Origin of the sequence: Micromonospora trifolii (genome assembly GCF_022229005.1) — a bacterium.
GTDB classification, from domain to species: Bacteria; Actinomycetota; Actinomycetes; order Mycobacteriales; family Micromonosporaceae; genus Micromonospora; species Micromonospora trifolii.
This window is the reverse complement of the sequence record NZ_JAKKFD010000035.1, coordinates 30,660-49,267: the sequence shown is the minus strand read 5'-3', so window position 1 is coordinate 49,267 and position 18,608 is coordinate 30,660. Positions and strand designations below refer to the sequence as shown.

Below are 18,608 nucleotides of genomic sequence, written 5' to 3'. Positions count from 1 at the left end.
ATCTGGTCGATGCCGCACCGGCAGATCGGTCCAGACGTTACGACGAAGCCATCCATCGAACGGGGCGAGGAGGCGGGATGGTCCGACACATGAGGCGGTTGGCCGCCGTGTTGGCGGGCACGCTGGCGGTGGCACTGCTGTCGCTGGGCACCGCCGGCTCGGCCTCGGCGGCGCCGAAGCCGGCACCCGCCGGAGTGGACATCTCCGGCACGGGGCTCTCCGCGCCGCTGCGGTTGCACGCGGACAAGGAGCCCGCCCTGGTGGGCGCGGTCATCGACCAGGTCAACTTCCTCGCTCGCACCGGCATGCCGACCGGTCCGAAGGCTGCCAACCTCGGTCCGAAATACACAGTCGTGGTGCTCGCCGGCGAGACGCCGAAACAGACCTACGACCTCTATCCCAAAGCGATCGGCGGCCCCCGCGTCTTCCGGCCGGCGAAGCAGCCGGACGGCCGCAAGACCAGCGCCGGCTGGTTCCTGGGTCGGCTCAGCATGTCCGAGACCCTGCGCACCGCCGGTGTGCCGCTGGAGCGGCAGTTCGACACGGTCAGTGGCGGCGCGGGCGGCGGCGAGCGAGTCCTCCCGGAGGACACGCTCGACCCGGCGAAGGACCTCGACGAGGCGCTCGGCGACCTGCAGCGCCTGCTGCTGCTCAACGTCGGCGTGATGCTGACCATCACGGTCGGCCTCGCCGGGATCGCCCTGCTGATCCGCCGCCGCACCCGCTGAACTGACGCACTCGCTGACCCGACGCACCCGCTGATCAGCGGGTGCGTCGGTGGTGTTCAGCACCAGCGGCGCGGTGGGCGCTCCCGGCGGATGGCCCGCGGCCGCGGTCGGACAGCGCCGTGCCGATGTGCCCCGGCCCAGCCGGGAAGTTCGCTGAGGCAACCAGCGGGAACGTCCAGGTCGGGCTCGGCGAGGCCGGCGGGCTCGGCAGAGCGCTGACGCGGCAGCACGGGCTCGTCATCGACGCGCCCGTGCAGCGGCTCCACCGGGTGCGATGGTGAGCCGCCGACCGGCCGGCGGTGCTTGCCAGCCGCCTGCGGGTCGTGGTGCCCCGGCCGGCAGGGCTCGCCCTGGGCGCAGCCGTTCTCGGCCTCCCCGTGCGCCATCCCCGGTCTCCTCACGCTCGCCTCACCCTCGGGTGCTCTCCCCGAGGTGCCCTGTCACCGTACTGGCCGGGACCGACGGGCCGCGCGCAGCGTACCCGGGGTCCGGACCGGCCGGGCCTCGCAGACGCCGCTGAGCGCGGAAGCCGGTTACGCAGTTCACAGCTTCTTTTCGTGCCGTTCACCCAACGCGTCAGCAGCGGCGGTCGGGAAGTGTCCGCGTACCCCTTTCGGCGCATGGCGGTGCGGCCGAGGTCCTCCCCCGGTGGGAGTTCGGCGGGCGACGGCTGTGGTGGGATCGGGGCATGCGTGCGCCACCATGGCTCGACTCCGGCACTCTCGGCCGCGACCTCGTGCTGGCTGGCGCGTCGCTGGCCGGTGGCCTGGTGCTGCACGCCCTGGGTTGGCAACCGCAGGTCCGCCCGGACGCGAACGTGCCGTCGGCGTTGTTCCTGCCGCCGCTGGTGGCGGTCTGCGTCGCCGTCGGCCTGCGGCGGGTCGCACCGCGTGCCAGCCTGGCCGTGGGGACCGGCGCGCTGGTGGTCGACACGGCGCTGGGCAGTTCGCTGGGTACGGTCCTGGTCTACACGCAGGTGCTCTACGACGCCTGCGTGTACGGCCCGCCCCGGCTGTGGCGGTGGCTGCTGCGGATCACCGTGGCGCTGAGCCTGGTCGGGGTGGTCGGCGGCGTGCTCGGGTACGGCCAGTGGCGTGGGGCGGCGCTCGGGGTGCTGGTGGTGCTCGCCGGGCTGCTGCCGGTGCTGACCGGCATCAGTGTGCGGCAGTACCGCGATCAGGCCGCCGCCGAGCGGGCGCGGGCCGAGCAGACCGCCCGGCTGGTCGAGTTGGATCGTCGGCAGGCGGTCAGCGCCGAACGGGCCAGGATGGCCCGCGAGCTGCACGACGTGGTCGCGAACCACCTCAGCGCGGTGGCCATCCACGCCACCGCCGTGCTCTCCGTGCCGGGGTTGGATCGCGGCCAGGTGGAGTCGGCGTTGCGGGTGATTCGGGAGAGCAGCGTGCAGGGCCTCGCCGAGATGCGTCAGATGATCGAGGTGCTGCGCGAGCCCGGGACCAGCGCCGACCCGGCCACGCCGGAGGTGGTCACCGCGCGGCTGGCCGAGGCGGACGGCCTCGTCGAGCGGGTCCGGGCGGCCGGCCTCACGGTGCGGGTCCGGACCGATGGCACACCGGGCGCGTTGCCGGTGGGGGTGGACCTGGCCGCGTACCGGATCGTGCAGGAGTCGCTGACGAACGCGCTCAAGCACGGCACGGGTGAGGCGGAGCTGACGATCGCGTACCGACCGGCCGAGGTGGTGCTGACTGTGGAGAACCCGGTGCGCCGGGGCGGGGCCGGGCTTCCGGGCGCCGGTGCCGGGCTGATCGGCATGCGGGAGCGGGCCACGCTGCTGGCCGGCCGGTTCACCGCCGGGCCGCACGACGGCCGTTGGCAGGTGCGGGCGGCCCTGCCCACCGGGGAGGGCGGGTGACCGGGCCGGCGCGGCCACCGGACGACGCTGGCGTGGCGACGGTGCGGGTGGTGCTCGCCGACGACCAGCCGGCGGTACGGGCCGGACTGGCCCTGATCCTGAACGGCACGCCGGGCGTCGAGGTGGTCGGCGAGGCGGCCGACGGCGACGCGGCGGTGCGCCTGTGCCGGGAGCTGCGCCCCGACGTGGCGGTGCTGGATGTGCGGATGCCGCACCGGGACGGGATTTCCGCGACCCGGGCGATAGTCAGCGACGGGCTCGCCGACGTGCTGGTGCTCACCACCTTCGACCTGGACGAGTACGTCTTCGGGGCGTTGCGGGCCGGCGCGGCCGGGTTCCTGCTCAAGGACACCGACGCCGACGGTTTTGTCAACGCGGTGCGGACGGTGGCGCGGGGCGACGGGTTCATCGCGCCCACTGTGACCCGCCGGTTGATCACCGCGTTCGCGGCCACCGCGCCGGGTGCCTCGGCGGACGTCCGGGCCGCGCTGGGCACCCTCACCCCGCGCGAGCGCGACGTGCTGGCCTGCCTCGGGTTGGGTCTGTCCAACCAGCAGATCGCCGATCGGCTGGTGCTGGCGGAGAGCACCACAAAGACCCATGTGAGCCGGATCCTGGCCAAGCTGGACCTGCGCAGCCGGGTGCAGGCCGCGATCCTGGCCCAGGAGGTGGGTCTGCCCGCTCCCCCGCAGCCGTGAGGCCGGCGCCGGCTGTGGTCGGCGGACCGGTGCCGGCGTGGTTGGCCTGCTCACGACGTGTCAGGCTAGGGCGGTGAGCACGCAGGGCGGTGGGGAGCTGTCGGCCACGCTGCGCCGGATCGAACGATCGGCGGGGGCGTTGGCCACCTCCAGCGTGGCCCGGATGGACGAGACGCTGCCCTGGTTCCGGGCGCTGCCGGCCGACCAGCGTTCCTGGGTCATGCTGGTCGCCCAGGCGGGCGCGAGGTCGCTGGTGCAGTGGCTGCGCGAGGGCGGCGGCACTGCGGACAGCACCCAGGAGGTCTCGGACGAGGTCTTCGCCGCCGCACCGCAGGCGCTGGCCCGGTCGATCACCCTCCAGCAGACCGTGGCGTTGATCAAGGTGACGATCGACGTGGTCGAGGAGCAGGTGTCGCACCTGGCCGCCGAGGGCGAGGAGCAGCAGCTGCGCGAGGCGGTGCTGCGCTTCTCCCGGGAGATCGCGTTCTCCGCCGCCCGGGTGTACGCGCGGGCCGCCGAGTCGCGCGGCGCCTGGGACGCCCGGTTGCAGGCGCTGCTTGTCGACGCGCTGTTGCGCGGTGACTCCCCGGACGTCCTGGCCAGTCGGGCCGCCGCGCTCGGCTGGGCGGACGCGCCGCCGGTGGCGGTGGCTGTCGGTCGGTCGCCCGGCGGCGAGGTCTCCGCGGTGCTGCACGTGGTCTACCGGCAGGCCCGCCGGATCGGCGTGGAGGTGATCGGCGGCGTCCACGGCGACCGCCTGGTGATCGTGCTGGGCGGCGCACCGGACCCGCTGACCGCCACGGCGAAGCTGCTGAGCGCGTTCGGGGACGGCCCGGTGGTGGTCGGTCCCGCCGTACCGAGCCTGGACGAGGCGACCGAGTCGGCGCGGGCGGCGCTGTCCGGCTTTCGGGCCGCGCCGGCCTGGCCCAGCGCGCCCCGGCCGGTGCCGGCCGCGGACCTGCTGCCGGAGCGGGCCCTCGCCGGCGACGCGGAGGCCCGTCGGCGGCTACGTCACGATGTGTACGCGACGCTGGTGCGCGCCGGCGGGGAACTGCTGGCGACCCTGGACGCTTTCCTGGCCGCCGGTGGCACGCTGGAGAGCGCGGCTCGGGCCCTGTTCGTACACCCGAACACTGTGCGTTACCGGTTGCGCCGGATCGCCGAGGTCACCGGGTTCTCGCCGCTGTCGCCGCGCGACGCGTTCGCCCTTCAGGTCGCGCTGACAGTGGGTCGGTTGGATCCGGTCGCCCCGCTCGCCTCGCCGGTCCCGACTCAGACAATGACCCCGGCAAGCCGGAAATCAGCCCAAACTGAGGATGATCCCCGCCGATCTTTGTAGGAAACCTCCAAAGGTCCTAGTACGGTTTGGTCGAAGGCGGCACAGCGTTACCCGCCTTTATCCGGGAGAGTCATAGGCGTGCTCGCCGTACTTAGTCCCGGCCAGGGTTCTCAGAAACCCGGCTTCCTGACCCCCTGGCTCGACCTGACCGGCACCGAGGCGCGTCTGCGCGAGTGGTCGGCGCTGGCCGGGGTCGACCTGCTGCACCTGGGCACCGACGCCGACGCCGACGAGATCAAGGACACCGCCCGCACCCAGCCGCTGCTGGTCGCCGCGGCGTTGCTCGCGGCCGAGCACCTGCCGCTGGACGGCGTCGGGCTCACCGCCGGCCACAGCGTCGGCGAGTTGGGTGCCGCCGCCCTGGCCGGTGTGCTGTCGGCCGACGCCGCGATCACCCTGGCCGGCGTACGCGGCCGGGAGATGGCCGCCGCGTGCGCGCTGGAGCCGACCGGAATGGCCGCTGTGCTCGGTGGTGACCCCGACGAGGTGATCGCCGCGATCGAGGCGAACGGGCTGTACCCGGCCAACCGCAACGGCGCCGGGCAGATCGTCGCCGCGGGCGCCCTGGACGGCCTCGACAAGCTCGCCGCCGCGCCGCCCGCCCGGACCCGGATCATCCGACTCCAGGTGGCCGGCGCGTTCCACACCCCGTACATGGCTCCGGCCGAGACCGCGCTCGCCGTGGAGGCCGCCGGGATCACCCCCGCCGACCCGGCCCGGACCCTGCTGTCGAACCTCGACGGCACCGCTGTCGACGACGGCGCGGCAATGGTGCAACGCCTCGTGCGTCAGGTCACCGCGCCGGTGCGCTGGGACCTGTGCATGCGTACGCTGGCCGACCTCGGGGTCACCGGCGTGATCGAACTACCCCCGGCCGGCACTCTCGCCGGTCTGGTCAAGCGGGAACTCAAGGGCGACGGCGCCCCGGAGATCGTCACCCTCAACACCCCGGACGACCTGCCGGCCGCACGGGACCTGATCGCCCGTATCGGAGGCCGTTCATGACTGGCAGTCGCATCGTCTCGATGGGGCACTACCAGCCCTCCCGGGTGGTGACCAACGACGACATCGCCCAGCTCGTCGACACCAACGACGAGTGGATTCGCGACCGGGTCGGCATCGTCAGCCGGCGGATCGCCGACAGTGAGACGGTCGCCGACATGGCCGCCGCCGCCGCCGGTAAGGCGCTGGCCAACTCGGGCCTGACCGCCGCCGACATCGACCTGGTCGTGGTCGCCACCTGCTCCTCCATCGACCGGAGCCCCAACGTGGCCTGCCGGGTCGCCGCCAAGCTGGGCATCACCGCCCCTGGCGCGTTCGACCTCAACACCGCCTGCTCGGGCTTCGCGTACGCGCTGGGCACCGTCGACCACGCCATCCGGGCCGGGGCGTCGCGCAACGCGATAGTCATCGGTGCGGAGAAGCTGTCCGACTTCACCGACTGGACCGACCGCTCCACCTGCATCATCTTCGCCGACGGCGCCGGTGCCGCAGTGGTCTCCGCGACCGCCGACGACGAGCCGGCCGGAATCGGCCCGGTCGTCTGGGGTTCGGTGCCGGACAAGAGCGACGCGGTCCGCATCGAGGGTTGGCGCCCGTACATCCAGCAGGAGGGGCAGGCGGTGTTCCGCTGGGCCACCACCGCGATCGCGCCACTCGCGCTGCAGGCCTGCGAGCGGGCCGGGGTCGACCCGTCGGAGCTGGCCGCGTTCGTGCCGCACCAGGCCAACGCCCGGATCATCGACGGCATCGCCAAGCGGCTCAACATCCCCGACGCGATCATCGCGAAGGACATCGTCGAGTCCGGCAACACCTCCGCGGCGAGCGTGCCGCTGGCCCTGTCCAAGCTGGTCGAGCGCCGGGAGGTGCCCTCGGGCGCACCGGTGCTGCTGTTCGGCTTCGGCGGTGGCCTGACCTACGCCGGTCAGGTCGTCCGCTGCCCCTGATGACCCCCTCGGACGCGTACGCGTCCAGGAGTGGCGGTCGGCGACGCCGACCGCCGGAGAACCCCGATGAAAGGAACCAACCGCAATGACCCGTGACGAGATCACCACCGGCCTCGCCGAGATCCTCGAAGAGGTTGCCGGGGTGAACCCGGACGACGTGGCCGAGGGGAAGTCCTTCACCGACGACCTCGATGTCGACTCGCTTTCCATGGTTGAGGTAGTGGTCGCGGCCGAGGAGAAGTTCGGCGTCAAGATCCCGGACAACGAGGTGCAGAACCTCAAGACCGTCGGCGACGCTGTCAGCTACATCGCGGCGCAGTCCTGATCATGAGTCGTCCTGACGTCGTCGTCACCGGGCTCGGCGCGACGACCCCGCTTGGCGGGGACGTCGCGTCGACTTGGGACGCAATGCTCGCCGGCCGCTCCGGGGTGAGTGCCCTCACCCAGGAGTGGGCCGAGCAACTGCCGGTCCGGATCGCCGCCCAGTTGGCAGTGGAGCCGTCCGAGGTGCTGGACCGGGTCCGCCTGCGCCGCCTGGACCGTTCCGAGGCGATCGCGATCATCGCGGCGCAGCAGGCCTGGGCGGACGCCGGCCTCGCCGGCTCCGACCTCGACGGTGAGCGGTTGGCCGTCAGCGTCGGCTCCGGCATCGGCGGTGCCACCACCCTGCTCGCCCAGGACGACATCCTGGAGGCGTCCGGGCCGCGGCGGGTCTCCCCGCACACCATCCCGATGCTGATGCCGAACGGTCCGGCCGCCTGGGTCGGGCTGGAGCTGGGCGCCAAGGCCGGCGTGCACTCGGTGGCCAGCGCCTGCGCCACCGGCGCCGAGGCTATCGCCCTCGGCCTGGACATCATCCGCTCCGGCCGGGCCGACGTGGTGGTGGCCGGCGGCACCGAAGCGGTCATCCACCCGCTGCCGATCGCCGGCTTCAGCTCGATGCGGGCCATGTCGACCCGCAACGACGACCCGGAGCGGGCCTCCCGCCCGTGGGACCGGGGCCGGGACGGCTTCGTCCTCGGTGAGGGCGCCGGCATCGTGGTGCTGGAGCGGGCCGAGCACGCCGCGGCCCGGGGCGCCCGGGTGTACGCGCGCCTCGCCGGCGCCGGCATCACCTCCGACGCGTACGACATCGTGCAGCCGCACGCCGAGGGCGAGGGCGCCATCCGGGCCATCGCCAAGGCGATCGCCGACGCGGACGTGGCGAAGCGGGACATCGTGCACGTCAACGCGCACGCCACCTCGACGCCGATCGGGGACATGCTGGAGATCGGCGGGCTGCACAAGGCGCTCGGCGACCACCCGGTGCTGTCCGCGACGAAGTCGATGACCGGTCACCTGCTCGGTGCGGCCGGTGCGCTGGAGTCGATCGCCACCATTCTGGCGATCCGCGACAGTGTCGTCCCTCCCACGATCAACCTCGACGACCCGGACCCAGGCCTCACCCTGGATGTCGCCGCGCATAAGGCCCGCCACATGGAGATCCCGGCCGCGTTGAACAACGCGTTCGGCTTCGGCGGCCACAACGTGGCGCTCGTCTTCGCTCGTCCCTGAGATCCTCCGCAAGGGCCCCTCCTCTCGTCGAGGAGGGGCCCTTGCGTCGTTCAGCCTCGGTTGCGGGGGTGCTGTTTCGCGGTGCGCTCGTTGCCGTGGCGGTAGTTGCCCGTCCAGCGGGCCATCACCAACTGCGGGTCGTCGTCGACCTCGGCCAGGAACTCCGCGGCCCGAGCGCCGCGCAGCGTGCCGGCGACCCGGCCGTGGTGGGTGATCACCACAGTGCCGTCCGCCCGTTGCGTGTGCTGAAATCCTGCTGCCGCTCCCATGGGGGTGAGGCTGTCAGACCGACCGGGGTGGCGGCGACCCGATTAACGCCGCGCGGGCACACGATCCCGATTGACGTCGAGGGTTCCGCGACCTCCGCGCCAGCGACTTCGGCGCCACCGGAATGACCTGGGTCGCCACCGACCCGCGGGCCGGGCGAGTGAGGCGGGCGCGCTGAACCGTCCGCGCCGACCGGTCAGGTGCGGCAGGTCGTCGCGGGCAGTCCGGGAACGGCCACCGGGGACCGGCCGCCCGGCCGGGCCTTGCCGGCGATCACCGCGGCCAGGGCGGTCATCGACGCCCGGCTGGAGGAGTACGTCGCCAGCAGCGTCGGCGACTTCGCGTCGGCCAGCACGTACGGGGTGTCCATGGCGACGGTGACCGCCGCGTCGGGGCTCAGGTCCTTGGCACCGTCGCCGTAGCCCACCAGGTGCACTATCGTGCCGCCGCTGGGCTTCACCTGCACCCCGGCGGCGGTCAGCGCGGCGGTGAGCGTGGCCCGGGTGCCGTCCCGACCGCCCGACGTGGTGACGGTGACCGGCCCGCGTACCGCTGGGCCGCAGGCGCCCCGCAGCACTGTGACCGCGGCGGCGGCCAGCGCGTCGGCCGCCGCCCGGTGCGCCGGGGTGTTGAGCGTGGACATCTGCGCCGCCGGCTGCTCCGCGAGCCGGAACTTCATGGTCAGCACCCGGGTGACCGCCTCGACCAGCCGGGTCCGGGGCAGCGATCCGCCGCGCAGCGCGGCGAGCAGTCCGTCGTACGCCTGACCGACGTTCGGGGTCATCAGGATGAGGTCGTTGCCGGCGTTGAGCGCCCGGACCGCCGCCTCGCCGGGAGCCCAGCGCTTCGCGGGCGGCATGTTCATCCCGTCGGTGATCACCACGCCCTTGAAGCCGAGTTGGCCGCGCAGCACGTCGGTGAGCAGCTTGTGCGAGAACGTCGCCGGGGTACCCGGGTCGATCGCGCGCGCGTCCAGGTGACCGGACATCACCGCCATCGCGCCCGCGTCGATCCCGGCGGTGAACGGCGGCCACGCGCCGCTCTGCAACGCCGCGGCGGACTGGGTGAGCACCGGAAGGTCCTGGTGGGAGTCGTCGGCGCTGTGGCCGTGCCCGGGGAAGTGCTTCAGGGTGGCCGCGACCCCGACCGCCTGGAGGCCACGGACCGCGCCGCCCACCTGCGCTGCGGCCTGCTTCGGGTCGGCGCCGTACGACCGGGAGCCGATCACCGTGCTGCGGGTGGCCAGCACGTCGGCCACCGGGGCGAAGTCGATGTTGATGCCCATCGCCGCCAACTCGGTGCCGGCGGCCCGCCAGGCGGCCTCGGTGAGCTTCGGGTCACCGGCCGCGCCGGCAGCGAGGGCGCTGGGCAGCACTGTGACCCCGTCGGTCACGCGGGTGACGACGCCGTACTCCTGGTCGGTGCCGATCAGCAGCGGCGCGGACCCGGCGGCGAGCCGACCGGCGGCGGTACGCAGCCCGGTGGTGAGCTCGTGCACCTGCTTGGGGTTGTCGACGTTCGTGGTCTCCTGGTTGCCCTTGGTCGGGTCGTCGGCGCTGAAGCCGACCAGGATCAGGCCGCCCAGTCGGTACTTGGCGATCATGTCGGCGGGGGTGTCGACGCCGGCGAGGGCCTGGTTACCGGCCGCCGAGCCGGCGGAGACCTTCGTCGCCGAGTCGCCGTAGGCGTACGGCATCAGCACCTGGCCGACCAGGTCTTCGTCGGACAGCGTCGCCACCAGCGCGGCAGCGCGGCTGGCGGGGTCGCTGGCCGGCGGCGCGGCCGGGACGCTCGGGCCCGCGGACGTGCCGACCGGGCTGGGCGTCGGCGTGGGGCGCTCCGGGTCACCTGAGCAGCCGGAGACGAGCAGGGCGGTCAGGGCGGCGACAGCGACACTGGCGCGCCACGGGCGATTCGACACGCCGCCCATCCCACCAGCTTCTCCCTTATCGGGGCAACTTGACCTTACCGGTCGTCACTGGCGCGACGGCGTACGGCCAGCGGCCCACCGGCCGGCTCAGCCGACCCGAGTGAGCAAGGTCACCGGGGCGCCGTCGCCGGCGTACCGGTAGGGCTCCAGGTCAGCGTCCCACGCGGTGCCGAGCGCCTTGTCCAGGGCGTGCGCCAGCGCCTCGGGGGCCCGGGAGGCCGCCATCAGCGCCCGAAGGCGGTCCTCGCCGAGCTGGATGTCGCCGGCCACGCCGACAGTTGCCCGGAACAGGCCACGGGCTGGCACGTACATGAAGCGCTCACCGTCGGCGCCGGGACTCGGCTCCTCGGTGACCTCGAAACGGATCATGGGCCACTGCCGTAGGGCAGCAGCCAGCTCGGCGCCCGTCCCCGGACGACCGGTCCACCCGCACTCGGCCCGGCGTGCGCCGGGGTCGACGGGCTGAGCCGTCCACTGCAGGTTGACCGGCGCGGCTAGGACGCGCGCGATCGCCCACTCGACGTGCGAGCACACGGCGAGCGGGGTCGAGTGGACGTATACGACGCCACGCGTTGGCACGGTGACCTCCCGGAGAGCGAGGTGCGTCTTCCCCTACGACCTCGTCCACCCAGGTGGCTGCTGCAACACATGATGACTCCTGTGACGCGTGGTGCGCCAGGGAATCGGAAAAAACGCCGGGTGGAATAGCCGGACGGGTGGTCCCCGTTGCCTCTCAGGACACCGCGACGACCAGCATGATGTCGTGGTCCTGTACAGTTCCACCGGCGGCTTATGCCGCGTTACACCTTCGCGGGTCGAGTCACGTAGGACCCGCACACAGCCCCCGGACGTCCAGTCCTCCCGTACGTCTTGCAAGGAGTACCTCCGTGGCGAGCAACACCTCTAAGACCGCGCGCGCGTCCGTCCGGGCCGGCCAGGCTGGCCAGGGTGGCGCCCTCAGCGTGCTGGGCGAGTTCAAGTACCTCATCCCGCTCAACGGCGGCAAGCACGCCTACGTGCGGAACCTGACCAACGGCAAGACCGCGCACCTGCGCACGGACTCCGACGCCTTCGTCGAGGAGATCCGCGTGCTGGCCGCCGCCGGCCACGCCGCCAAGATCCGGGCGGAGATCAACAACCTGGCTGCCACCCACCCGGGTGACGGCTGGGAGGCCACCGAGAAGCGCCTGGTCGCGGCCGGCGTCTTCGAGGGCTGAGCCCTCCCCCACCGCACCAACTGAACCGCCCGCCGGGGCTCCCCGGCGGGCGGTTTGGCGCGTCCGGGGGCGGTTCAGCCCGGATCGAGAAGGGCGACCTCGCCGGTGGCCAGGTCGTAGAGGCCGCCGACCACTGCCACCTTGCCGGCAGCCACCGGCCCGGCCAGCAGATCGTCCTCGCGCAGGGTGCGCACCGTGCGTCGGACGTGCCGGCGGATCGCCAGCGGCTGCACCGCCGGGTCGTCGAGCCCCGCCTCGGTCACCGCCGGGGCGATCTCGTCCACCAGGTGCGCCAGCGACCCGCCGGGACGCTGCCCGGTGCGCAGCGCCTCCACAGTGGCCTGCACCGCGCCGCACCGCTCGTGGCCGAGGACCATCACCAGCGGTACGCCGAGCTGGCCGACCACGTACTCGATCGAGCCGCAGACCGCGCGATCGAGCACGTGCCCCCCGGTACGGATCACGCAGATCGCGCCGAAGGTCTGGTCGAAGATCGCCTCCAGCGGCACCCGGGAGTCGATGCAGCCCAGCACCACTGCGTACGGCTGCTGGTCGCCGGAGGCCGCGGCGGCGGCCGTGACGTCGTGTCCGTGCACCGGCTGGCCGCTGACGAACCGCCGATTGCCGGCGAGCAGATCGGCCAGCGCGGCGCGGGGCGTACCGCCGGCCTGCCGCCCCTGCCCCGACGTCGCGCCCATGGGCGCTCCCGACGACCCCATGCCGTTCAGCTTGGCCCGCCGTCGTCCGGCACGGGCGAGGTCGGGAATGTTCGCCACGGCGCGATTGGCGTGGTGTCATGGCGGGTAGCCGGTGTTACCGCCGGGTATCCCGGTGCTGGTGGTACTGGGCGGCCCTGGGGAGGTGGCGATGCCGGAGCGGTTCGAGGTCGGTCTGCCGGACGGTGTACGGCTCAACGTCGAGGCGACGGGTCCGACGGACGCCCAGGTCACCGCCATCCTGCTGCACGGCTGGACGCTGGACGGGCGCGCCTGGCACCGGCAGGTCGACGCGCTCGCCGCACCACAGTTCGGCGGCGCGGTACGGGTGGTCGCCTACGACGCGCGGGGGCACGGCCGGTCCAGCTGCATGGCGCTGCCCACTGCCACAGTGGCCCAGTTGGGTGACGACCTGGCCGCGGTGATCGACGCGGTCGCGCCGACCGGCCCGGTGGTGCTGGTCGGGCACTCGATGGGCGGCATGACGATCATGGAGTACGCCCACCGCCACCCCGCGCACTTCGCCGCCCGCACCGCGGGCCTGGTCTTCGTCTCGACCACCGCCGAGGGGCACACGCACACCGTCTACGGGCTTTCGCCGCGGATCGCCCGGTTGATCCGGTTGGCCGAGACGACCGGCGCCGGCGTGCTGGCCCGGTGTGGCTCGTGGCGCCCGCCCCGGGCACTGCTGAACGCGCTGCAACCGAGCATCCGGTGGATGCTCTTCGGTGACCGCTGCGAACCGGCCGACATCCGCCTGGTGACGTCGGCGGTGGCTCGGGCCTCGCTGCGCTCGATCGGCGGGTTCCGCGCCTCCATCGGCACCCAGCACCGACTGGACACCCTCGCCGCGTTGGCCCACCTGCCGGCCGCCGCCCTGGTCGGCGACCGGGACCGGTTGACCCCGCCGCCGTGCGCCGAGTCGATCGCGGCCGCCCTGCCGGCCACCGAGCTGACCGTCTGTCCAGGTGCCGGGCACATGCTGATGATGGAACGGCCGGAGGAGGTGAACGCCGCGCTCACCGGCGTGCTGCGGCGGGTGCTCGCCGAATCGCCACCGGCCCACAGTGGCGCTACTCCCGCCGAGGCAGGTGCCTGAGTACGTTCGCGCACCTCGGGCGCGGCGGGTCGGGCCCAGGGCCGTACTCTTCTCGGTTGGCCCGCGCGGTTCCCGCCGCCTGCCGGCGACCTCTGAAGGAGCGTGCGTTGACCGACCAGACCGGCCTGGAGCAGGAGATCGCCGTCGAGCAACGACACCTCGACCGGGTGTACGCCCGACTGGCCGAACTGCGGCAGTCGGCCGTCCGCGCCGAGCGGGACGGTTACCGAATGGCCCGGGTGGGCACGCACGGGGCCCTGGTCGAGCGCGACGCGATGGTCTTCCACGCGGCGCAGCGACGGCACACCCTGGACGCCGAGCACGAGGGGCTGGTCTTCGGCCGGCTGGACCTGCGCGACCGTCAGGTGCTGCACGTCGGGCGACTGGGGATCCGCGACGAGGACGCCGTCACGCTTGTCGTCGACTGGCGCGCGCCGGCCGCCGCCGCCTTCTACCAGGCCACGCCGGCGCAGCCGCTGGACGTGGTGCGGCGGCGCACCATCCAGTCCCGCGCCGAGCGGGTCACCCGGATCGAGGACGACCTGCTCGACCCGACGGCGGCCCCGGAGGGCATGACCGTCGTCGGTGACGGGGCATTGCTGGCCACCCTGTCCAAGGCCACCGGCCGGGGCATGCGCGACATCGTGGCGACCATCCAGCGGGAGCAGGACGAGGCGATCCGCTCGCCCGGCTCCGGGGTGACGATCGTCGCGGGCGGCCCCGGCACCGGCAAGACCGCTGTCGCCCTGCACCGGGCCGCGTTCCTGCTGTATTCCGACCGCAGCCGCTACGCCGGCGGCGGCATCCTGGTGGTCGGCCCGTCGTCGGTCTTCGTCGAGTACATCGGCTCCGTGCTGCCGTCGCTCGGTGAGGACACCGCGACCCTGCACTCGCTGGGCACCCTCTTTCCGGGGATGACCGCCACCCGCCCCGACCCGCCCGAGGTGGCGGCGGTGAAGGGCTCGCTGCGGATGCGCCGGGTGCTGGAGCGGGCGGCCCGCGACGCGGTGCCGGGCGGCCCGGGTGAGCTGCGGCTGCTTTACCGCGGCACGCTGCTGCGGCTGGACCGGGCCGCGCTGGACCGGATCCGGGACCGCGCGCTGCAACGCGGCGCACGACGCAACGAGGTGCGCCGGGCCGGTTTCGACGGGGTGTTCGCCGCGCTCTGGGCGCAGGCCCGTGAGCTGAGCAGCGGTCGGCTGCCGGAGCAACCGGCCTTCGAGGCGGAGATCGCCGAGCGGGCGGAGTTCCGGGAGTTCCTCAAGGCCTGGTGGCCTCGGCTGCACCCCCGGCACGTGCTCGGCTGGCTGGCGCAGCCGGACCGACTGCGCCGGTACGCCGGGGGGATCCTCTCCTCGGCGGAGATCCGGCTGCTCAACGCCGCGTACCGGAACCTGGACTCGGCCGGGCTGACCATCGCCGACGTGGCGCTGCTGGACGAGTTGGACGCGCTGCTCGGTAAGCCCGCGCAGCCGGCCCGCGCGCGACGGGATCCTTTCCAGCTCGCCGGCGGCGTCCGCGAGCTGAGCACCCTCGGTGAACGGCAGCGGGCGGCCCGCGCGGCGGCCCGGGAGCGTCCGGAGGACTACCGCGAGTACGCGCACGTGGTGGTGGACGAGGCGCAGGACGTCTCGCCGATGCAGTGGCGGATGATCGGTCGACGCGGCCGGCTGGCCTCCTGGACGGTGGTGGGCGACCCCGCGCAGACCGCGTGGACCGGCGATCCGGAGGAGCTGGACCGAGCCCGCGACCAGGCGCTGGGCCGGCGCAAGCGACACGACTTCACGCTGACCACCAACTACCGCAACTCGTCGGAGATCTTCGCGGTGGCGGCGGCGGAGATCCGCCGGCTCTATCCGGACCTGCCGCTGCCGACCGCCGTGCGCTCCACCGGCGTCGAGCCGGTCGAGCTGGTGGTGCCCGCGACGGGGTTGGAGACCGCGACGGTGGAGGCCGCCGCCGGCCTGCTGGCCGAGGTGGAGGGCACGGTCGGGGTGATCACGCCGGTCCCCCGCCGGGACGAGGTCGCCGGTTGGCTCGGCGCGCTCGGCGCGCCGAGGTTGCAGGTGGTGACCAGCCTGGAGGCCAAGGGCATGGAGTACGACGGGGTGGTGCTGGTCGCTCCGAGCGAGATCCGGGCGGATCCGGGTGCCGGGGTGCGCACCCTGTACGTGGCGCTCTCCCGGGCCACCCAGCGGCTCACCACCATCGACCCGATCGGCTGACGTGTGCGGACTGCCGCCGGCGGGAGGCGCTGCCCGTACACTTGCACACATTGCGATGTGAACATATATTTGACCGGGTCCCGACCAGCGGCGGAAGGTGGTTCTCGTGGGCGCAGGTCATGACCACCACCATGGGTCCGTCGCCAATGCCGCGCACCAGCACCGAGGTCGACTCTGGGCGGCATTCGGGCTGCTCGCCACCCTGATGGTGGTCGAGGCGGTGGTCGCCCTGCACACCGGCTCGCTCGCCCTGCTCTCCGACGCCGGGCACATGTTCACCGACGTGCTCGGCATCGGGATGGCCCTCGCCGCCATCACGGCGACCCGGCGGGCCACCGGCGACCCGCAGCGCACCTTCGGGCTCTACCGACTCGAGGTGCTCGCCGCGCTGGCCAACGCCGTCCTGCTCTCCGGCGTCGCCATCTACGTGGTGATCGAGGCGATCCGCCGCTTCGGCGACCCCCATCAGGTCATCGCCGGCCCGATGCTCGCGGTGGCAGTGCTCGGCCTGCTCGCGAACATCGCCGCCTTCGCGCTGCTGCGCGCCGGGGCCCGCGAGAGCATCAACCTCCAGGGCGCCTACCTGGAGGTGCTCGGTGACCTGCTCGGCTCGCTCGGCGTCATCGGCGCGGCACTGCTCATCACCGTCACCGACTGGTGGTGGGCCGATCCCCTGGTAGCGGTCGCCATCGGCGTGTTCATCCTGCCGCGCACCTGGCGGCTGGCCCGCGCCGCCATCCGCATCCTGGTGCAGGCCGCCCCGGAGCACCTCCAGGTGACCGCCGTGCACGACCGGCTGGCCGCCGTCCCCGGCGTCGTCGAGGTGCACGACCTGCACGTCTGGACGCTCACCTCGGGCATGGAGGTGGCCTCCGCCCACCTGACAATGGCACCCGGCGCGGAGGTCGGCGCGGTGCTCACCGCGGCGCGTACGGCCCTGCACGACGACTTCCGCATCGAGCACGCGACGTTGCAGATCGAGCCCGGCGCCGCCTCCGGAGCGTGTGGCTCCATCGAATGGTGACCGGGGCTTTTCAGAGCATTCCTCGGCTTGCGCGGTAATTTTCCGTGGTGACGCACGCACCGTCCGTCACATTGGCTGCAGCGGCCCCATCGGCACCGGTAGGCTCGGTCCCGGCCTCCACCAGGCGGCGCCCTCCCGGCGCCGGTGGTGGTCGTCGCCTAATCGCCCAGCTGGGCGAACCGGGGAACCATGTTCCTGGGGTGCATCCGCGTCAGCGGTAGGGATCTTCCGTCCCGAACCCGTCAGCTAACCCGGTCGGCGGCTGACGGAAGGACATGCGCAGTGGCACCAGCACGACCACCCGCCGCCCGACTGGCGGCCCTGATCGTCGCGATGTTCGCCCTCGGCGTCGCGCTTCCGGCCGGCACCGCCTCGGCCGCTCCCCCGACCGGCCTGCGGGCCGCCGCACCCGACTCCGACGAGGAGGGCGGCACCCCGGCGTTGCGCGCCCAACTGGAGGCGGCCAGCAAGGGCTACCTGGACGCGAAGCGCGCCCTGGACACCTCAGTGCAACGGCAGAAGCAACTCGCCACCCAGCTGAAGACCATCGAGGTCGAGATCGACCAGCGCAACGGCAAGGTCGGCGAGATCGCCGAAGTGGCCTACCGCACCGGCCGGCTCGGTGCGATGTCGGCGCTGCTCAACAGCAACACCCCGGAAGGGTTCATGGACCGGGCGGCCGCGCTGGACGCTGTGGCGGCCAACGAGGACCGGGTACTGCGCGACCTGCTGAACAGCAAGGACAAGGCCAACCGCACCCGGGTCGCCCTGGACGGCGAGATCAACGAACAGCGCAAGCAGGTCGCGGTGATGGCCAAGCGCAAGGAGCAGGCCGAACGGGCCCTGACCGTGGCCACCACACCCAAGCCGCAGACCACCGCCGACGCCGGCTCCAACCGGGGCACCTCCAGCGCCAACGCGACAGCCGCGCCGCGCAACTCGGACGGCTCCTGGCCCTCCGAGTCGTGCAGCGTCAACGACCCCACCCCGGCCAGCGGCTGCATCACCCCACGCACCCTGCACGCGCTCAACCAGGCCAAGGCCGCGGGCTTCACCAGGTACGTCTCGTGCCACCGCCCCAGCGGCTCCGGTGAACACCCGAAGGGCCGGGCCTGCGACTTCGCGGCGCAGAAGGGCGGCTTCGGCGGGAACGCCACCGGCGGCGACAAGACGTACGGCAACAACCTGGCGGCGTACTTCATCCGCAACGCGGACCGGCTCGCCGTGCTCTACGTGATCTGGTACCGGCAGATCTGGCTGCCCAGCAGCGGGTGGAAGTCGTACAGCGGGGCGCACGGCACCCCGTCCACGGACCACACCAACCACGTACACCTGTCGGTCTACTGAGCCACGCGTCGTGATGCCTGTGAGTCATCCTGATGACTCACAGGCATCACGTGTGTCCGGGCCTGGCTACGTCGCCGGACGTACCGCTGATGTCGTCGCTCGTCGGACGACCCGGCCGCGGTCGGCGGGCAGCATCGCGGTATGCCTCGGATCCGACCCACCACCCGCAAGGCGCTGCTCACCCTGCACCTCGTCACCTCGCTCGGCTGGCTCGGCGCCGACCTGGTGCTGCTCACCCTCGGCATCGCCGTGCAGCGGGGCGCCGACCCGGCTGTGGTCTATCCGGTCACGGCCCTGGTCGGCACTGTGCTGTTCGCGCCGCTGAGCGTCCTGGTCTGGCTGATCGGAGTCGCCAGTTCGCTGCTCACCCCGTGGGGCCTGCTGCGCCACCGCTGGGTCCTGGTCAAGCTCGTGCTCACCACCGTGATGGTCGGGCTGGTGCTGTTCCTGCTCACCCCGAACCTGCGCCACGCCGGAGTGGTCGGCGCTGCCCTGCCCGCACGGGATCGCGCCGACCTGGTCATCGCGCCGGCGGTGTCGACCAGCCTGATGATCATCGCGACGGTGCTGTCCACCTACAAGCCGTGGGGCCGCCGTCCCACCTCCCGACCCGCCCGCCCCACCACAACTCCATGATCGGCGAGC

Annotated in this window: 19 protein-coding genes and 1 riboswitch; of the genes, 14 read left to right on the top strand and 5 right to left on the bottom strand. The window is 73.0% G+C overall.

Annotated elements, in window-relative coordinates; genetic code table 11:
• Positions 1 to 77: 77 nt before the first annotated feature.
• Positions 78 to 728, top strand: coding sequence for a hypothetical protein (locus NIE79_RS21755; protein WP_238680313.1), 651 nt, complete (start codon positions 78 to 80; stop codon positions 726 to 728).
• Positions 729 to 784: 56 nt separating this feature from the next.
• Here NIE79_RS21755 and NIE79_RS21750 read toward each other — a convergent pair whose 3' ends face one another.
• Positions 785 to 1,114, bottom strand: a complete 330-nt coding sequence (locus NIE79_RS21750) for a hypothetical protein (protein WP_238680312.1) — start codon at positions 1,112 to 1,114, stop codon at positions 785 to 787.
• A 302-nt stretch (positions 1,115 to 1,416) separates the two neighbouring features.
• Here NIE79_RS21750 and NIE79_RS21745 point away from each other — a divergent pair, with 302 nt between their 5' ends.
• The 7 genes from NIE79_RS21745 to fabF all read left to right on the top strand — a co-directional run bounded on the left by NIE79_RS21745 (position 1,417) and on the right by fabF (position 8,138).
• A complete protein-coding gene (locus NIE79_RS21745) occupies positions 1,417 to 2,601 on the top strand; it encodes a sensor histidine kinase (RefSeq protein ID WP_238680311.1) in 1,185 nt (394 codons plus the stop codon).
• Positions 2,598 to 3,299, top strand: coding sequence for a response regulator (locus NIE79_RS21740; protein WP_238680310.1), 702 nt, complete (start codon positions 2,598 to 2,600; stop codon positions 3,297 to 3,299). Before NIE79_RS21745 ends, NIE79_RS21740 begins: the two co-directional genes overlap by 4 nt.
• Positions 3,300 to 3,336: 37 nt before the next feature.
• On the top strand, positions 3,337 to 4,638 hold the full coding sequence (locus NIE79_RS21735; RefSeq protein WP_308193203.1) for a PucR family transcriptional regulator: 1,302 nt from the start codon (positions 3,337 to 3,339) through the stop codon (positions 4,636 to 4,638).
• Between the two features lie 78 nt (positions 4,639 to 4,716).
• Positions 4,717 to 5,643, top strand: a complete 927-nt coding sequence (locus NIE79_RS21730; RefSeq protein WP_238680309.1) for an ACP S-malonyltransferase — start codon at positions 4,717 to 4,719, stop codon at positions 5,641 to 5,643.
• Positions 5,640 to 6,584, top strand: a complete 945-nt coding sequence (locus NIE79_RS21725; protein ID WP_238680308.1) for a beta-ketoacyl-ACP synthase III — start codon at positions 5,640 to 5,642, stop codon at positions 6,582 to 6,584. Before NIE79_RS21730 ends, NIE79_RS21725 begins: the two co-directional genes overlap by 4 nt.
• A gap of 85 nt (positions 6,585 to 6,669) precedes the next feature.
• Positions 6,670 to 6,909: an acyl carrier protein gene (locus tag NIE79_RS21720; protein WP_030330276.1), complete on the top strand. Its 240-nt coding sequence runs from the start codon at positions 6,670 to 6,672 to the stop codon at positions 6,907 to 6,909.
• Positions 6,910 to 6,911: 2 nt separating this feature from the next.
• The gene (fabF, locus tag NIE79_RS21715; RefSeq protein WP_091409277.1) at positions 6,912 to 8,138 is read left to right on the top strand and encodes a beta-ketoacyl-ACP synthase II; all 1,227 of its coding nucleotides are present in this window, start codon (positions 6,912 to 6,914) and stop codon (positions 8,136 to 8,138) included.
• A 50-nt stretch (positions 8,139 to 8,188) separates the two neighbouring features.
• On the opposite strand, the gene NIE79_RS21710 is transcribed toward fabF, so the two are convergent.
• The 3 genes from NIE79_RS21710 to NIE79_RS21700 all read right to left on the bottom strand — a co-directional run bounded on the left by NIE79_RS21710 (position 8,189) and on the right by NIE79_RS21700 (position 10,914).
• The gene (locus NIE79_RS21710) at positions 8,189 to 8,407 is read right to left on the bottom strand and encodes a hypothetical protein (protein ID WP_238680307.1); all 219 of its coding nucleotides are present in this window, start codon (positions 8,405 to 8,407) and stop codon (positions 8,189 to 8,191) included.
• Between the two features lie 194 nt (positions 8,408 to 8,601).
• Positions 8,602 to 10,335, bottom strand: coding sequence for a glycoside hydrolase family 3 protein (locus tag NIE79_RS21705; RefSeq protein ID WP_238680306.1), 1,734 nt, complete (start codon positions 10,333 to 10,335; stop codon positions 8,602 to 8,604).
• An 87-nt stretch (positions 10,336 to 10,422) separates the two neighbouring features.
• Positions 10,423 to 10,914 (bottom strand): DUF3145 domain-containing protein, encoded by a 492-nt coding sequence (locus NIE79_RS21700; RefSeq protein WP_091409261.1) that lies wholly within the window; start codon positions 10,912 to 10,914, stop codon positions 10,423 to 10,425.
• A gap of 308 nt (positions 10,915 to 11,222) precedes the next feature.
• Here NIE79_RS21700 and NIE79_RS21695 point away from each other — a divergent pair, with 308 nt between their 5' ends.
• Positions 11,223 to 11,552: a hypothetical protein gene (locus tag NIE79_RS21695; protein WP_030330285.1), complete on the top strand. Its 330-nt coding sequence runs from the start codon at positions 11,223 to 11,225 to the stop codon at positions 11,550 to 11,552.
• 74 nt (positions 11,553 to 11,626) lie between these two features.
• Here NIE79_RS21695 and NIE79_RS21690 read toward each other — a convergent pair whose 3' ends face one another.
• Positions 11,627 to 12,250 carry a carbonic anhydrase gene (locus tag NIE79_RS21690; protein ID WP_238680334.1) on the bottom strand — a complete coding sequence of 208 codons (624 nt, stop codon included), beginning with the start codon at positions 12,248 to 12,250 and terminating at the stop codon, positions 11,627 to 11,629.
• Between the two features lie 169 nt (positions 12,251 to 12,419).
• Here NIE79_RS21690 and NIE79_RS21685 point away from each other — a divergent pair, with 169 nt between their 5' ends.
• From NIE79_RS21685 to NIE79_RS21665, 5 genes are all read left to right on the top strand, one after another.
• A complete protein-coding gene (locus NIE79_RS21685; RefSeq protein ID WP_238680305.1) occupies positions 12,420 to 13,367 on the top strand; it encodes an alpha/beta fold hydrolase in 948 nt (315 codons plus the stop codon).
• A gap of 107 nt (positions 13,368 to 13,474) precedes the next feature.
• Entirely contained in the window at positions 13,475 to 15,592 is a 2,118-nt protein-coding gene (locus tag NIE79_RS21680; protein WP_238680304.1) for a HelD family protein, read from the top strand.
• Positions 15,593 to 15,698: 106 nt separating this feature from the next.
• A complete protein-coding gene (locus NIE79_RS21675) occupies positions 15,699 to 16,616 on the top strand; it encodes a cation diffusion facilitator family transporter (protein ID WP_238670076.1) in 918 nt (305 codons plus the stop codon).
• A 145-nt stretch (positions 16,617 to 16,761) separates the two neighbouring features.
• Positions 16,762 to 16,893, top strand: a riboswitch (cyclic di-AMP (ydaO/yuaA leader).
• A gap of 5 nt (positions 16,894 to 16,898) precedes the next feature.
• Positions 16,899 to 17,963 carry a coiled-coil domain-containing protein gene (locus tag NIE79_RS21670; RefSeq protein WP_372471724.1) on the top strand — a complete coding sequence of 355 codons (1,065 nt, stop codon included), beginning with the start codon at positions 16,899 to 16,901 and terminating at the stop codon, positions 17,961 to 17,963.
• Positions 17,964 to 18,104: 141 nt separating this feature from the next.
• On the top strand, positions 18,105 to 18,599 hold the full coding sequence (locus tag NIE79_RS21665) for a hypothetical protein (RefSeq protein ID WP_238680303.1): 495 nt from the start codon (positions 18,105 to 18,107) through the stop codon (positions 18,597 to 18,599).
• Positions 18,600 to 18,608: the final 9 nt, after the last annotated feature.

What these genes read in the sequence shown, in the direction of transcription:
- NIE79_RS21755 (WP_238680313.1), top strand. Translation starts at nt 78, where the DNA reads ATGGTCCGACACATGAGGCGGTTGGCCGCCGTGTTGGCGGGCACGCTG.
- NIE79_RS21750 (WP_238680312.1), bottom strand. Translation starts at nt 1,114, where the DNA reads ATGGCGCACGGGGAGGCCGAGAACGGCTGCGCCCAGGGCGAGCCCTGC.
- NIE79_RS21745 (WP_238680311.1), top strand. Translation starts at nt 1,417, where the DNA reads ATGCGTGCGCCACCATGGCTCGACTCCGGCACTCTCGGCCGCGACCTC.
- NIE79_RS21725 (WP_238680308.1), top strand. Translation starts at nt 5,640, where the DNA reads ATGACTGGCAGTCGCATCGTCTCGATGGGGCACTACCAGCCCTCCCGG.
- NIE79_RS21720 (WP_030330276.1), top strand. Translation starts at nt 6,670, where the DNA reads ATGACCCGTGACGAGATCACCACCGGCCTCGCCGAGATCCTCGAAGAG.
- fabF (WP_091409277.1), top strand. Translation starts at nt 6,912, where the DNA reads ATGAGTCGTCCTGACGTCGTCGTCACCGGGCTCGGCGCGACGACCCCG.
- NIE79_RS21710 (WP_238680307.1), bottom strand. Translation starts at nt 8,407, where the DNA reads ATGGGAGCGGCAGCAGGATTTCAGCACACGCAACGGGCGGACGGCACT.
- NIE79_RS21705 (WP_238680306.1), bottom strand. Translation starts at nt 10,335, where the DNA reads ATGGGCGGCGTGTCGAATCGCCCGTGGCGCGCCAGTGTCGCTGTCGCC.
- NIE79_RS21690 (WP_238680334.1), bottom strand. Translation starts at nt 12,250, where the DNA reads ATGGGCGCGACGTCGGGGCAGGGGCGGCAGGCCGGCGGTACGCCCCGC.
- NIE79_RS21685 (WP_238680305.1), top strand. Translation starts at nt 12,420, where the DNA reads ATGCCGGAGCGGTTCGAGGTCGGTCTGCCGGACGGTGTACGGCTCAAC.
- NIE79_RS21665 (WP_238680303.1), top strand. Translation starts at nt 18,105, where the DNA reads ATGCCTCGGATCCGACCCACCACCCGCAAGGCGCTGCTCACCCTGCAC.